This is a genomic window from Pseudomonas sp. 2VD (assembly GCF_005503585.1).
GTDB classification, from domain to species: domain Bacteria; phylum Pseudomonadota; class Gammaproteobacteria; order Pseudomonadales; family Pseudomonadaceae; genus Pseudomonas; species Pseudomonas aeruginosa.
In genome coordinates this window covers 1-15,317 of sequence record NZ_SCND01000118.1, presented here as the reverse complement: position 1 = coordinate 15,317, position 15,317 = coordinate 1, and the positions used below count along the sequence as shown (strand labels likewise).

Here is a 15,317-nt window from a genome sequence, read left to right as displayed (position 1 = left end):
CTCCACAGGCACCGCTGTTGTAGTTGCTGGTGGCGGTCCAGTAGTAGCGGTTGGCGTCGACGAACACCTCGAAGGCCTTGCGGGTATCCCAGCCCGGCGAGTTGGCCAGCAGGTAGAACGCACGGTTGTACACGCCGCTGGAGTGGTGCACGTCGATACCGTTGTAGTACTGCGAGGCGTTGTCGATGGATCGCCCGTCGCGGCTGGGCTGGTCCATGTAGCGCAACGCACCGCTGCCCTTCTTGATGTCGTAGCCGATCAGGAAGTCGTTCTTGCCGCGCATGTAGAACTCGGCGGCCTCGCCGGCCATGTCGGAGAACGCCTCGTTCATTCCGCCGGATTGCCCGCGGTAGATCAGCCCGGAGTTCTGCTCGGTGAAGCCGTGGCTGACCTCGTGGGCCGCCACGTCCAGCGACACCAGCGGATAGAACATGGTGGCGCCGTCGCCGAAGAGCATCGCCGTGCCGTCCCAGTAGGCGTTCTCCACGCTGCGCCCGTAGTGCACCTTCATGTACAGCTTGTGGGTCAGCGGGCTGGTGCCGAACCAGTCCCGGTACAGGTTGAACACCACGCCGCCGAAGAAATGCGCGTCGTTCAGCGGCGAATAGGCGCCGTTGACCTGCTTGTAGGTGTTGGTCGGGCAGGCGAAGCGGAACGGCGTGGTCTTGCTGTCGTTGGTGCTGCCGTTCATATCGACGGTGATGACGTTGCCGTCGTCCATCTCGCAGCGGTCGTTGACGATCAGCGGACCGTAGTCGCTACCGTAGGTGTACTTGCCGATCTTCTGGTTGCCACCGGGGCCGCCCGCCTCGGCGTGGGCCAGGCCTTCCCACTGATCGAGCACTTCACCGGTCTTGGCGTCGATGACGAAATGCGGCCGCGACAGTCCCTCGCCGGGAATCAGGTAGGACACGTTGTAGACCAGTTGGGCGATGTTGTTCTCGCCCAGGCGGATCACCAGTTCCACTTTGTCATTCTCGGTCTTGCGGCCCTGGGCCTTCAGGCTCTTGGCCTGGGCCAGCACCTGCTCGGCGGATACCGCCGCGGTGGTGCTGCCCGGCAGGTCGGCGGCGATGTTGGCGACGAAATGGCCGCTGCGCCGCGCCGCCACGCTCTTGCCGGGACCCTTGACTTCGGTGATGGCTTCGCCGACCACCCGTACGCCGTTGTGGAATTGCTCGTAGCGGGTGACCTGCTTGCCGTTGGGCAGGGTCGTGCTGCGGATCGCTTTCAGTTCGTCGGCACCGCCGGCGCCGACCGCGGCTTGCAAGGTGACCGGGCCGGGCGCGCCCTGGGCAGCCTTGCTGGGGAGTTTGGACACGTCGATCAGGTCGGCGGCAAAAGCGGCCGGCGAAACACCCATGATCGCAACGAACAACAGGTCAAGCGTAGAAACCTTCTTCATCTTGTTCAGTTCTCCTGGTTTTTTCAGGCCGAAGTACTCGGCCGACGCTTACCGCCGCCTTGTGGGCTGATCGGAACAGCCGTATCAGTCCTTCGGGTAGAAGGAACTGCACTCCCCTGGCTCGGTCCCGTTTTCGACGGTGCTTTCGTGTACCAAAAAGAACCCGCGGCCAAACCTGCCAGAACTGGCAGGTAGCCTTGATTTCGCCGGAAATCTGTATGTTTTCGCTGGAATAGCTAGCAGAAAAGCAGGTGGCAGCTAGGTTGCCCCCAGCCCCGGGACGCGCTCAACGAGGGGCCATGTGGACGATCATCAGTTGCACGCTTTCCTGGCCGCGGAATTCGTTGACGTCGAGCTTGTAGGCCAGCTCGGCCCAGCGCACGGTAGGGTTGGGCCACTGCTCGCGGTCGATGTTGAAGGCAATGCCATCCAGTTGCAGCGAGCCGCATTCGCTTTTCAGCACCAGCTTCAGGTGACGCTCGCCGACGATCCGCTGCTGCACCAGCTGGAACACCCCGTGGAACATCGGCTCGGGAAAGTGCTGGCCCCAGGGACCGGCCTGGCGCAACGCGCGCGCCAGCTCCAGGTGGAACTCCTGGATGCTCAACTGGCCATCGGAGAGCAGGCGCCCGGCCAGGTCCTCCTCGGCCAGTTGGCGGCGTACTTCGGCATCGAAGGCGGCGGAGAAAGCGCCGAAGTTTTCCTGCGGCAACGATAGTCCGGCAGCCATCGCGTGGCCGCCGAACTTGCTGATCAGCCCGGGATGACGGGCGGCTACCGCGTCCAGCGCGTCGCGGATGTGGAAGCCGGGAATCGACCGTGCCGAGCCTTTCAGGCTGCCGTCGCCGGCATCGGCGAAGGCGATGGTCGGCCGGTGGTAACGCTCCTTCAGGCGCGAGGCGAGGATTCCGATCACGCCCTGGTGCCAGTCGGCGTCGAACAGGCACAAGCCGAACGGCAGTTGCTCCAGGCTCAGCTCCTTGAGCTGCGCCAGCGCCTCGCGCTGCATACCCTGCTCGATGGCCTTGCGGTCCTGGTTCAACTGGTCGAGCTGCACCGCCATGTCGCGGGCCAGCGCTTCGTCGTCGCAGAGCAGGCATTCGATGCCGAGAGACATGTCGTCGAGCCGACCCGCCGCGTTCAGGCGCGGACCGAGGATGAAACCCAGGTCGGTGGAGGTGATCCGTACCGGAGGCCGCCCGGCCACCTCCAGTAGCGCGCGCAAGCCCGGCCGGGCGCGGCCGGCGCGGATGCGCGCGAGGCCCTGGTGGACCAGGATGCGGTTGTTGGCATCGAGCGGCACCACATCGGCGACGCTGCCCAGCGCCACCAGGTCGAGCAGCTCGGCGAGGTTCGGTTCCTTCAGCCCGCGCCGGGCGAACCAGTCCAGCTCGCGCAGGCGCGCCCGCAACGCCAGCATCACATAGAAGATCACCCCGACCCCGGCCATGGCCTTGCTGGGGAATTCGCAGCCCGGCTGGTTGGGGTTGATGATCGCATCCGCCGCCGGCAGTTCCGGGCCAGGCAGGTGGTGGTCGGTGACCAGCACCTTGAGCCCCGCGGCTTTCGCCGCCTGGACGCCGTCCACGCTGGAGATGCCGTTGTCCACCGTCACCAGCAGGTCGGGACGCTTCTCCAGGGCCACGCCGACGATCTCCGGGGTCAGGCCGTAGCCGTACTCGAAGCGGTTCGGCACCAGGTAATCGACCCAGGCCGCGCCGAGCATGCGCAGGGCCAGCACGCCGACGCTGCTGGCGGTGGCGCCGTCGGCGTCGAAGTCGCCGACGATGAGAATCCGCTGGCCGCCCTCCAGGGCATCCACCAGCAGCGCCACGCCCTCCTCGATGCCTTTCAGCCGCTGGAAGGGAATCAGCCGCGCCAGGCCCTTGTCCAGCTCCTCGGCGCAACGCACGCCACGAGCCGCGTACAGGCGTGCCAGCAATGGCGGAAGGTCGCCGAGATCGGGCAGGGTTTCGGGCAGGGGGCGGGGTTCGATACGCATCAGGTCACTCGTTCGGCTCGACGGAAGGAAACGGCGGCGGCGATCAACGCTCGCCCTGCAGCCATTCCAGCTGCAACTCGTGCTGGCCGTTCTCGTCGGTGACGAACAGGGTGCCCTCGCTGATCATCACGGTCCAGTTGATCGAACGCGGCAGGTCGCGGGACAGGCTCTCCAGGGGTTCCTGGGGCACTGCCGCGACGTTGATGTTCTTCAGGCTGCGCACGCTGTCCAGCACCTTGGTCTGCCAGACCCGCAGGTTGCCATAGGCGAGCAGGCTGAAGCGCTCGCAGCGACGCGAGCACCAGGTGATGCGCTCGGCGTCCGGCTGGCCGACTTCGATCCAGTGCAGGACCCGGCCGTCCAGGCTCTTTTCCCAGAGCGCCGGTTCGTCCACGTCCGACAGGCCACGCCCGAAGGCGATCTGCTCGCCGTACCACAGCACGTAGGCCAGCAAGCGCACGGCCAGGCGCTCCTCGGTCTCGGAGGGGTGCCGGGCCACGGTCAGGCGCAACGTCTCGTAGACCCCGCGGTCCAGGTCGGTGAGGGAAATATCGGCTTTATAGGGCGTGGATTGCAGGGCCATGGGAATACCGGCGTGGGAAGCGAAAGGGCGCAAGTCTAACCTGAAACCCGCCCGCGTGCGGTCCGCCGGCCGACCGCCTGCCCTGCCTTTCTCGCGTCGCTGCCGCTCAGCGCGGGGCGTAGCGGCCCCAGAGTTCCTCGAATTCGCGCCGATAGGCGCCGATCAGCACGGCGTCGTCGGTTACCAGCAGGTTCTCTTCGTTGTTGACGCTGGCGCTGCGGGTCCAGTTGAAACTGCCGTTGAGCAGCCAGGCGCCATCCACCAGGGCGAACTTGTGGTGCATGTGGAAGGGACTGTCGTCGATTCGCAGCGGCACGCCAGCCTCGCGCAGCGCATGGATGTCGCTGCCTTCGTCGAACTGCTTGTCATCGTCGCTGATGATCCGCACCGGAACGCCGCGCCGATGGCAGGCCAGGATTTCCGCACTGAGCTGGTCGTCGGAGATGGTGAACACGCAGATGTCCAGGCTCTGCCTGGCCTGCCGGCACAGTTCGCGGATCTTCCGCCGACACTCCTCGCCGGGACTGAAATAGGCGCTGGCGCGGCTGCGCGGCGCCGCCGCGGTAACCTCCAGGGTGCGCACCACCTGCTCCAGCCACTTCAGGGCGGCTATCCGTTCGCCCTGCTCCTCCACGAGGACCAGCTCACGCACCAGGTCGAAGGCACGGTTGCGCAGGAAACGCACCTGGTCGGGCGCCAGCTCGCTGCCCAGTTGGCGCAGTTCGTCCCGTTCCTCGTTGCTCAGCTTCAGGTCGGCCAGGCTGTCGCGCAGCTGGCGGTCCAATCCGTCGAAGTCCATTTCCCGCTCCTCGTGTCCTCAGGGTTGATCGTTCTCCAGCGGCCTCTGCTCGCCGCCCAGCAACCGGCCCAGTTCGTCGAGGCGGCTGGATATCTCGTTGATGCGGTTGTGCGTGCGCAGGTCGACGTCGATCTTGCGGTCCATCACCTTGATCAGCGGCAGGAAACTGTCCTGCAGGCAGGCGGCAAGGCTCTCCAGCACCTGCTGCACGCCCGGCTGCGCAGGCGCCGTCACCTCGACGTTCAGCGCCGGCGCGCCCTGGCCGAGCTGGCGCAATCCAGCCAGCAACTCGTCCCAGGGCGCCGGTTGTACCGGCTGGGGTTCGCGAGCCAGGCCACGGACGCTTTCCACCAGATCGTTGAGCTGCGCCACCAGCCGTCCGCCGACGTCGGCGTCGCTGCCGCCCATGGACTTGTTGCGCAGGAAGTCACGCTTGATCTGCGCCCAGCGCTCGGCCTGCTCGGGGCTCTGGTTGCCGCGCAGTTCGGCGAGCTTCAGCAGGTTCTCCTCGGCTCCGGTGGTCAGCAGTTGCGACTCGCCCTGGTAGTGGTCGGCGATCAGTTGCAGCAGCTCGGCATCGTTCATCACCGCGGAGATCTTCTCCGCCATCTTGTTCATGTTGCGGTAGCTGCCCTGCAGCTTGAACGGCGGCTCGCTGCGGTACTGGTCGGCCTGGGCGGCGCTGGCGATGTACTGCTGGTTGACCTTGAGCACCACGTCGCGCACCTGCATGAGGCGTTGCAGGGTGCTGCTGATCTCGTTGATCTCGGCACCGCTGTAGCCGTGGGCCAGCTCGTTGCTGGAGAACGGCTTGCCCTCGGCCTTGGCGACGAAGCGATAGACGTCGGCCATGTCGCGGGTGGCCAGCGGCGCGAGAACCGGGTTGGAGGTCAGGGCGTTCTCGATGTAGCTGAGGGAGAACGCCTCCTGCATGCCGCTGAGGGTGTCGCCGAGGTTGTAGATGTCGGCGCGGTTGGCGAGCATGTCGGGAATGCGGAAGACCTCGCCGGACTCGGTGTAGGGGTTGCCCGCCATCACCACGCAGAACTTCCGCCCACGCATGTCGTAGGTCTTGGTCCGGCCCTTCCACACCCCTTCCACCCGGCGCGTGCCGTCGCAGAGGGAGATGAACTTCTGCAGGAACTCCGGATGGGTGTGCTGGATGTCGTCGACATAGAGCATCACGTTGTTGCCCATCTCCAGCGCCAGGTTGAGCTTCTCCAGTTCCTGCCGCGAAGTCGCGTCCGGCGCCTGCCCGGGGTCGAGCGAGCGCACCTCGTGGCCGAGGGCAGGACCGTTGATCTTCATGAAGATCAGCCCCAGGCGGTGCGCCACGTACTCCATCAGGGTGGTCTTGCCGTAGCCTGGCGGGGAGATCAGCATCAGCAGGCCCATCAGGTCGGTGCGCTTGTTCTCGCCCACCGTCCCCATCTGCTTGGCCAGGTTGTCGCCGATGACACCCAGGTAGACGTCATTGATCAGCTTGTTGCGAACGAACGAGGACAGCGGTCGCGGCTTGAACTCGGCCAGGCGCAATGCCTCGCGCTCGTGTTCGACGATCTCCTGGCGCAGCGCCTGGTAGCGCCGCAGCCCCGGCAGGAATTGCTGGCGATGGCGACGCAGGCGGCCGAAGAAGTCGTCCACCGCCAGCGCCAGGCCGCGTTCGACGATGCGCGGATGCTCGCCCATCAGGCCGTCGACCTGGAAGCGCAGGTCGACCTCGGTGATCCGTCGTGGCATCTCCTCGTCCAGCAACGAGAGCGCCACCGCCTCGTCCAGGTAGGCCGCCAGCGGCTGGAACTCGGCGTCGCCACATAGTCCGCGCAGCCAGTTGCCGGCCAGTTCCCACTGGGCGGCGGGCCGCTCGTCGAGGCGCTCCAGGGTCTGCCGGTAGTCGTCCCATAGACGCGCGCCTTGCAGGCGCAGCTTGAGTCCTTCCTGCAATTGCCGGGCATATTTGCTGAAGGTGAATTCGGGACGCTCGGCGGACAATTCCCAGACCAGGTACTCGGCCGCCTCGTCGATATGCTGCGGGTCCAGCGCGATGGGCTGTTCGGCGAGCAGCGCACGCATCGCCGCGGCCACTTCGCCGCGAAGGGCGAGCAGGCCGTCGTCACGACCGAACATCTGCTGGATGCCGCGGCTGCTGCGTGCCCGCTCGGGCCAGCCGGCGACCTCCCGCTCCTCGCGCCGGCGGCTCCAGAACAGGCTGGCGAAAGCCCGCGCCGAGGGCGCGTAGCGTAGCAGTCCGGCGCTCTCGCGCAACGGCAGCAGGCGAACCAGGATCGCCGCCGCATCGTGGTCGTGAATACCTTTCTCGTAGCCCTCCTTGTAGCGCGGCGCGGCGAAATCGCGGATCGCCCGCGCCAGCTCGTCCGGCTGCGCCAGCAGCGCCTGCAAGCGCTCCAGGCTGAAGCCATCGCGGCCCGCGTCGGCGGCGGCGAGCACTTCGCCGGCGAGATATTCGGCGCGGTACAGCGTCTCCGATTCGGACTCCAGGTTCACCTGCCAGAACCCGCGCAACTCATCGAGCCGCGGGTCCTGCAGCGGTTCGAGGAAATCGGTGCCGGTCAGGTGCAGGTACAGCGCGTCGCCGCGCGGCATCAGGGTCAGGTCGAGTTCCTGGGTGTTGACGCTGAAGCGGTGGCGCGGGCCCAGGCGGATGACGTCGCCGCCCTCCTCGAACAGCTCGCTCTTGTCGCGCAATGCGCGGACCGCCTGGTCGCGCGCGGCCTTCAGGCGCGCCTCGACGTCGTCGGCCTTGACGCTGTCCTTCAATTCGCGAAGACGTTCGGCCAGTTCGCGCAACTTGAGGATCAGCGGGTCGGCGGCGAAGAACGCGTTCAGTTCCTCCGCCTGGGTGAAGCGCGCGGTGCGTCGTTGCAGGCTGTCGAGGATTCGCCGGGCGGCGTCGAGCAATCCCTGGGCCTTGCGCTGGCGCTCGTCGAGCAGGGTCTGCTTGTGCGCCTCGAAGGTTTCCAGCAGCTCCTCGCGCTTGGCCAGGATGTCGCCGAGGAACTGCTCATGGTCGCCGAACTGGCTTTCCAGTTCCTCCAGTTGCACCAGCAGGCGTGACAGTTGCTCGTCGCAGCGCTCGGGGTCCTGGGCCTGGGCCAGGGCGTTGGTGATGCCCTGGCCGAAGAGTTTGAACTGGGCACCGAACTGGGCCACGGTCTCGCTCGAACCGAGCCCCTTGCGCCGCTGCTCGGCGCGCGCCTTGGCCTGGTTCAGGCGGGCGTAGATCTCCGAGATCGACTCGATGATGCGGGTCCGCTGGGTCGCGTCGTCGATGCGCAGCGAAGCCATCAGCGAGGACAGCATGTCGAGGTCGCCAGCCATCGCCTCCAGGGCCGCCAGCGGCTCGCCGAGCTGGGCCACGGTCTCGGCTTTCTGCGCCTCGCCATCGAGGCTCTGCAGGCGCTCCAGCAAGGGCTGCAGGGCCTGTTCGCTGGCGAGGAAGGTCGCAGTGGCGGCGGCCACCCGCTCGTGGGCCGCGAGCAGTTCGGCCTCCATGGCGTCGAGTCGCGCCACGTCGATGTAGCGGTACTCGCGGATGGTCAGCAGCAAGCCACGCTGGGCGGTGATGCCGTTGAGCCCGTCGACGAACTGCTGCACCCGGTCCCAGCCGTCGGGCAGCAAGCCGGAGAGCAGCGCCTTGTGCCGCTCCTCCGCGTCGACCATCGCCTGGGCCGACTGGCGGCGGATACTCTCGACCTTCTCGTATTCGTCGAGCACCAGCTCGGCGGTCGCCGCCACTTCGCGCAACAGCGGCGCCAAGCCGTCCAGTTGGTCGCTGCCGAGCCAGTGGTAGACGTCGAACAGGCGCTGGGTGTTCTGGCACAGCAGCGAGTAGCGCTGGATCGAAACTGCCGGAGTCTCGATCTCCCGGCACAGGTCGTAGAGGTCGGAGACGCCGCGCACCAGCTCGGCATTGCCGATCCGCCCGAGGAAACCGCTACGCGCCGGTTGGCGGGCCGCGTACTCCTCGGTGCAGAACGGCGTCTGCCAGACCTGCATCGGATGGATGCGGGTCGGTTCCTCGCCTTCGGCGGCGAAGATCACCATGCGTCCGTCCTCCAGGCGCGCGTAGCCGTGGCCGAACAGCGGATTCTGCAACTGGCGGTTGATCAGGTTGTAGGTGAGCAGCACGTTCCGCCCCTGCTCGGGATGGTAGAAAACGTACTGCACGTCCTCGCCGTTGGGCGAGCGTACCGAGCGCTTGAAGCGCATGCCTTCCATGGATTGCTCGAAGGTGCGGTACTCGCCGTTCTGCAGGTAGTAGCCGCCGGGGAAGATGATCCCGTGGTCCTCCGGCAACTGGATGCAGGCCAGGCCGATGGCGTCGATGCGCTCGACCTTGCCGGTCAGGCTGTTGAACACCAGGTAGCGCCACTGCTCTTCGCGATAGGGCAGGACCTTGAGCAGCAGCAGGCTGCCGAGGCGGGCGAATTCAACCTGCGCGTCGTCCAGCGACTGGGTCTTGTCCATCACCTCTTCGCGATAGATGCCCAGGCCGACCTCGGTGTTGTTCTCGACCTTGATGGTCAGGTCGCCACCGATGGTCTCGACGAACAGGGTGTCGAGGATGTTCAGGTGCGGGAAACGGCCCTCCACCACCATCTCGCGGGTAGCCCGCTGCCATTCGAAGTCGAACGGTGCCGGCAAGGCGATGTCGCGCTCGCCGCGGTTGTCGATGTAGCGGACTTCGCTGCCGTCGCTGGAGATCGACCAGCGGAACACGCGGATGTCGGTGATCCGCTCGCCGATCTGGAAGCTGGCCAGCAGCTTGCCGTCGCGGATCGCCAATTGCAGCAGGCGGGTGTTCTTGTAGTAGGTGTAAAGCTCGTTGAAGTCGTTGACGAAGCCCGGCGCGGCGAGAAAGCTGTCCCCCAGTGGCACAGGCTCCGCCTCGTAGCCTTCGCTGCCCTCCACCAGGCGGTAGAGGGAGAACACGTCGGCCACGCCGGTTTCCTTGCGCAGGCCGATGAACACGTTATAGCCGAACAGCAGGCAATCGCCGACCTGGACGATATCGCGGGCGATGCAGTTGTTCTCGGTACGGATGCGGACCCGGCCGATCACATCCATCTGGCTGTCGCCGAACTCCTCCAGGCGACTGGCGTTGAGCCTTTCGGCGGTCTGCCGCAGGCGCTGGCCCTGCTCCAGCAGACGCTTGTGCAGCACCTCGTAGGCGCCGCCCTCGGCAACGGCCTTGTCCAATACGTCCTGCGCGGGAGTTGCGGCTTGAGTGTCCGACATCCTGGTCTTCCTGGGTCTACGGCGGTCATCGATGGAAACCGGCCCGAGCGGCCTGCCCCGGGCGCAGCCAACAGGCCACGCCAGGTGCTGCGCCGCTCAGGGCGCGGGCGGAACGCCTCCGCAGTTGGCGGAGGAGGCTGCGGGTCGACTCAGACTTCCGCCGCCGGCTCGTTCTCGTGGCCGCTCTTGCGTTCCGGCACTACCGCAGCGGCTGCGCCACGGCCGTTGAGCAGGCGGGCGAGGACGTCCTGCACCACCGGGCTCTTGCCGACCACACCTTCGATGGCCTTGCCCACCGACAGCGACTTGGCGAAGGAGTTGAAGAAGTCGCCCTCGCCGCCGACGATCTCGATGTTCGCCTTGCCCAGCGCGGTGGCGAGCACCTCGGCCTGGTCCTTGGCGATGTCCTTGTTCGCGGCGATGGCCGCCATGGCCTCCTCGAAGCTCTTCTCCAGCTGCATGCGGAACTCTTCGTGCTGGCGAGCGCTGTCGCTGAGGGCATCCAGGGCGCCGAACTTCTTGCCAAGCCCCTCGGCCTCGGCATTCAGGCGCTGCAGCAGTACTTCCGCTTCCGCGCTGCCCTGGTCCTTGGTGGCCTTGGCCTTGGCCGCGCCGAGCTGCTCCTCGCCGCGCGCCTGGGCGCCGAGCTTCTCGGCCAGCACCTTGGCTTCGGCCAAGCCGTCCTTCTCCTTGGCTGCGGCCTGCGCCTCGAGCACCCGGGCGTCGGCCAGGCCGCGCTCCTCGTCGCCCCTGGCTTCGGCGATCAGTTGTTCGGCACGTACCCGCGCCGCTGCCAAGCCATCCTTTTCCTTCGCCGCAGCGGTGACTTCCAGCACCCGCGCATCGGCCAGGCCCGGCGCTGCGCGCTCGGCCTCGATGCCCTCGGCCAGACGCTTCTTCGCCTCGGCCTGCTTCGACGCCGCTTCCAGCTCGGCCTGCGCCATGGTGTTGATTTCCACCGCCTTGTGCTTGGAGCGGGCCTCGTCGGCTTCCGCCTGCTTGACCTGGCGTACCAGCTCCTGCTCGGCTTCCGCCTGGGCCTGCAGCAGGATCACCTGCTTGACCCGCTCGGCCTCGGAAACCTCGCGCACCTCCTTGATCCGCTCCTCCTCCTGGGCCACGGTCTTTTCCACCGCGACGCGCTCGCGAATCACATTGGCGATGTTCTTGCGCTGCTCTTCCAGCGCCTTTTCCTTCTCGATCTTCTGCAGCTCCACCTCACGCTCGCGGGCGACGATCTCCAGGTCCTTGGCGCGGGTGACCTTCTCCACCTCGATGACTACCGCGCGCTGGCGGTTCTGCTGCGCCACCTCGACCTCGCGCTGGTGGTTCTCGGTGCGCACGTCGATTTCCTGCTGCGCCTGGATCCGCGCCTGCTCGGCCTTCAGCCGCTCTTCTTCCTTGACCCGCGCGGTTTCCGCTTCCTCGCGGGCACGGATGGTCTCGATCTCGCGCTTCTGCCGGGCCTCGGCGTCAGCCTGCTGGCGCTCCAGGGCCAGGGCAGCCTCACGGGTCTCGACGTTCTTCTTCTTGATCGCCAGCTCTTCGTTGCGCTCCAGTTCGTTGGTGATGACGTTCTGGGTGGCGGTCAGCTCGGTGATCTTGCGGATGCCCTCGGCATCGAGGATGTTGCTCGGGTCCAGCGAGTTCTTCGCGGTCTGCTCCAGGTAGTCGATGGCGACGTCTTCCAGTACGTAGCCGTTCAGGTCGTTGCCGATCACCTCGATGATGCGGTCACGGAAGTCCTGGCGATTCTCGAACAGCTGGACGAAGTCGAACTGCTTGCCGACGGTCTTCAGCGCCTCGGAGAACTTGGCATTGAACAGCTCGTTCACCGCCGAACGGTCGGAAGCACGGTCGACGCCGATGGCCTTGGCCACCTTGAGCACGTCGTCCTGGGTCTCGTTGACCCGCAGGTAGAAGGCAACGGTGATGTCCGCGCGCATGTTGTCGCGGCAGATCAGGCCGTCCTTGCCGCGCCGGTCGACCTCCAGGGTGATCAGCGAGATACGCATGAACTCCTTCAGGTGGATCACCGGATAGACCAGCGCACCGGTGAAATGCACCTTGGGCGTCGACGACATGTCGTTGACGATCAGCGCGGTGCCTTGCGGGACCTTGATGTAGAAGGCCTTGAACAGGGCCAGCAGGCCCACGACCAGCAGAACGACCAGGCCCACTCCCAGCAGGAGGGGCATCAGCGACGTCATATCCATAGCAGCAGTTCTCCTTGATTCTCACCGAGCCCGGGTCAGATACCGCGGAACTCTTCCTCGGTAACGACCCGATAGGCGTGCTCCGCCTCCAGGTACTCCAGCAGCACGACGCGATCGCCGCGCTTGAAGCCTTTGTTTTCTTCCGCACGAACTTTCAGGATCAGCCCGGCGCCGCCGTCTTCCAGCAACGCCTCGCCATGTTGCAGGGTGACCCGCCCGCTGCGCACCACCGCGACCTGGCCCAGCACCGACTTGCTGCTGGTGCTTTCCAGCTTGCGGAACAGCGGCCGCAACGGCCGGCACAGCGTGGCCGCCAGCGGCGCCGCCAGGAACAGCGCGCCCACCGCCACCACGGCGCCCAACGGGTAGCGCAGCCAGCCGAGCGACAATGCGCTGAGCAGCCACAACTGGACGAAGTAACAGAGGAACCAGGCGAAGAAGGACAGCAGGGTCAGCACCAGGGTGACCGGTACGCCGTTGAGTTTCAGCTTCGCCAGCAGCGCGGCGAGGCCTTCGGCCTGGCCGGCGCCATCGACGACCGACTCGGCGTCGAGATCGAGCACATCGATCTCGACCATGCCCAGGGCGACGATGCCCCAGTAGATGATCGCGAGGATCAGAAGAAAGCTGAACAGCACGGTCGGAAACGACAGCGCCGTCTGCAGGAAACCTTCCATTGTCGCTCTATCCCTGAAAAACGGGCCCGGACGCCTTCGCCGGGCCGCGGGCCTATCAGGCCTTGCCCTTTTCCTTCAGGCGCGCCAGCACGCCATCCACGCTGTTGCCCGAGGCCTTGATCCCGGCCGCGCGCAGCTTGGCGTCCAGCGCATCGTCCGGCGCCGCCGCGCTGGCCAGTTCGGCCGCGGCATCCATGGTCGCCGCGCGTTCGGCCTGGCGCTGCTTGATCCGCTCCAGGGAGTCCACCGCGGTCTGCAGCTTGCTCTTCGAGTTGCCATAGCGCTGGGCAACGGCCATCTGCGCCTTCTGCACGCTCTCGGTGGCCTTGACCGTATCCACCTGTTGCTTGAGCTGGCGGATGTTGCCTTCGGCCTGGCTCACCGACTTGCGCAACTGGGCTACGCTGGCGGCGAATTCCGCGACCTGGGCACGCTCGCCCTCGAGCTGGTTCTCCAGGGTCGCGATCTTCTCCGCGACTTCCCGGGCCAGCTCCTCGTTGCCGGCCTCCAGTGCCTTGATCGCGTATTGCTCGTACTCGGCGACCTGGGCCGCGCCCTTCTCGACGCGCTCCTGGGCCAGGCGGTGGCGGGCCATGATCGAGGCCAGCGCTTCCCGCGACTTGCGCAGTTCGACGTCGGCGTCGCGGATCTCCTGGTCGAGGATGCGCAGCGCCTGGCTGTCGACGATCGCCTCGCCAACCTCGTTGGCTCCGCCGCGCAGGGCGCTCAGCAGCTTGCTCCATACCGTCATGATGGTGTCCTCCCTCAGGCCCGGGCTTTCAGGTAGCCGGCGTAGACTTCCGTGGCGCGGATCACGTTGCCGGCCAGGGTTTCGATTTCGTGCAGCACGCTGGCCAGCGACGAAGTCGTGCTCAACGCGCCGAACATGCTGTAGCAGCGCTCCTCGCCCGGCAGGTTGAGCAGGCCGATGCTCGACAGCGGGAACAGTTGCCGGCTGAGCAGGACCTCTTCGTTGAAGGCGGTCGCGTCGGTAACGTCGCTTTCCGGCCAGAGCAGCGCCTCGACGATGATCTGCTCGCCCTGGGGCGCGACGAACACCGGCAGGTCGCCGTATTCGCGCATGATCACATAGAGACTCGCTTCCGCCCCCTCGATCAGCTCGATCTGGGCCTCGCCGCTGCTGAACAGCTCGGTGCCGCTCAGGGCCTCGGCCAGCGAGCGAGCGTTCCATACTCGGGCTTCCGTCATGTCTTCCTCCTTCTCCAAATGAGCCGCTCCGGCAGCCGGGCGACGCAGCATCCGCTCGATGCCGGCGAGCGCCGCGGCGTTCTCCGGCAAGATCCAGACTTCCTTCTTCACCAGGCCCTGCTCGCGCAGGCGCTGGCGAAAGACACGCTGATAATGGGCTGATGATTTCCGTTGCATGGACTCACACTACGAGATCACATGTAAGATTTCAACAGCTCACATGTAATAAAATCCAACGCACGCGCATATCTACGCCGGGCCGGCCGGAGCATGGAAAAGAAACACGGGGAGGAAAGAGAGAAAGAAATGGCACGAGGGGCCTCCCTGGCTCGGTGTCTGGCGCGCTACATCCTGTATCGACTCCCGCATTAAACCCTCTATGCAAAAGGAATTGAAGGACCGCCGGGCATATCGGGAAAAAACGGGAAACGTCTCACCCTACCGCGGCACCCGCCCGCACCGCCGGCAAATGCTCTAGGCTATGCGCACACTGCAGCCTGACGGACACCGCATGGAACATTCGCCCAAACCGCTGGCCGGCCTGAAGGTGGTCGAGCTCGGCACCCTGATCGCCGGCCCTTTCGCCTCGCGGATCTGCGCCGAGTTCGGCGCCGAAGTGATCAAGATCGAGTCGCCCGACGGCGGCGACCCACTGCGCAAGTGGCGCAAGCTCTACGAAGGCACCTCGCTGTGGTGGTTCGTTCAGGCACGCAACAAGAAATCCCTGACCCTCAATCTCAAGCACGCCGAGGGCCAGGCGATCCTGAAACGCCTGCTCGGCGATGCCGACATCCTGATCGAGAACTTCCGCCCCGGCGTACTGGAAAAGCTCGGCCTGGGCTGGGATGTCCTCCACGCGCTGAACCCGCGCCTGGTGATGGTGCGCCTGTCGGGCTTCGGCCAGACCGGCCCCTACAAGGACCAGCCGGGCTTCGGCGCGGTCGGCGAGTCGATGGGCGGACTGCGCTACATTACCGGCTTCGAGGACCGCCCGCCGGTTCGCACCGGGATTTCCATCGGCGACTCGATCGCCGCCCTGTGGGGCGTGATCGGCGCGCTGATGGCGCTGCGACACCGCGAGGTCAACGGCGGCGAGGGACAGATGGTCGACGTCGCCCTCTACGAGGCGATCTTCGCCATGATGGAGAGCATGGTTCCGGAATTCGA

10 protein-coding genes are annotated in these 15,317 nt (G+C 66.1%); 1 reads left to right on the top strand and 9 read right to left on the bottom strand.

Annotation, left to right across the window (positions count from 1 at the left end):
* The 9 genes from lasB to bacA all read right to left on the bottom strand — a co-directional run.
* Positions 1 to 1,405: M4 family elastase LasB (gene lasB / locus FFS27_RS14985; RefSeq protein ID WP_137952080.1), on the bottom strand; the 1,405-nt coding region annotated here is incomplete at its 3' end.
* Positions 1,406 to 1,691: 286 nt separating this feature from the next.
* The gene (gene recJ, locus FFS27_RS14980; protein ID WP_003092592.1) at positions 1,692 to 3,407 is read right to left on the bottom strand and encodes a single-stranded-DNA-specific exonuclease RecJ; all 1,716 of its coding nucleotides are present in this window, start codon (positions 3,405 to 3,407) and stop codon (positions 1,692 to 1,694) included.
* Positions 3,408 to 3,450: 43 nt separating this feature from the next.
* Positions 3,451 to 3,990: a YaeQ family protein gene (locus FFS27_RS14975; protein ID WP_003092594.1), complete on the bottom strand. Its 540-nt coding sequence runs from the start codon at positions 3,988 to 3,990 to the stop codon at positions 3,451 to 3,453.
* Between the two features lie 106 nt (positions 3,991 to 4,096).
* Positions 4,097 to 4,789, bottom strand: a complete 693-nt coding sequence (locus FFS27_RS14970) for a phospholipase D-like domain-containing protein (RefSeq protein WP_003092598.1) — start codon at positions 4,787 to 4,789, stop codon at positions 4,097 to 4,099.
* An 18-nt stretch (positions 4,790 to 4,807) separates the two neighbouring features.
* A complete protein-coding gene (locus FFS27_RS14965) occupies positions 4,808 to 10,048 on the bottom strand; it encodes a DNA repair ATPase (RefSeq protein WP_023100856.1) in 5,241 nt (1,746 codons plus the stop codon).
* Between the two features lie 149 nt (positions 10,049 to 10,197).
* Positions 10,198 to 12,264 carry a flotillin family protein gene (locus tag FFS27_RS14960; protein ID WP_003092604.1) on the bottom strand — a complete coding sequence of 689 codons (2,067 nt, stop codon included), beginning with the start codon at positions 12,262 to 12,264 and terminating at the stop codon, positions 10,198 to 10,200.
* 35 nt (positions 12,265 to 12,299) lie between these two features.
* On the bottom strand, positions 12,300 to 12,941 hold the full coding sequence (locus tag FFS27_RS14955; RefSeq protein WP_003092607.1) for an OB-fold-containig protein: 642 nt from the start codon (positions 12,939 to 12,941) through the stop codon (positions 12,300 to 12,302).
* Positions 12,942 to 12,996: 55 nt separating this feature from the next.
* Positions 12,997 to 13,692, bottom strand: a complete 696-nt coding sequence (locus FFS27_RS14950) for a PspA/IM30 family protein (protein ID WP_003092609.1) — start codon at positions 13,690 to 13,692, stop codon at positions 12,997 to 12,999.
* Between the two features lie 14 nt (positions 13,693 to 13,706).
* Complete coding sequence (gene bacA, locus FFS27_RS14945) at positions 13,707 to 14,327, bottom strand: biofilm formation regulator BacA (protein WP_003092612.1); 621 nt, start codon at positions 14,325 to 14,327, stop codon at positions 13,707 to 13,709.
* A 304-nt stretch (positions 14,328 to 14,631) separates the two neighbouring features.
* Between bacA and FFS27_RS14940 the strand changes: the two genes are divergently transcribed.
* On the top strand, positions 14,632 to 15,317 hold a 686-nt coding region (locus FFS27_RS14940; RefSeq protein WP_137952079.1), incomplete at its 3' end, for a CaiB/BaiF CoA transferase family protein.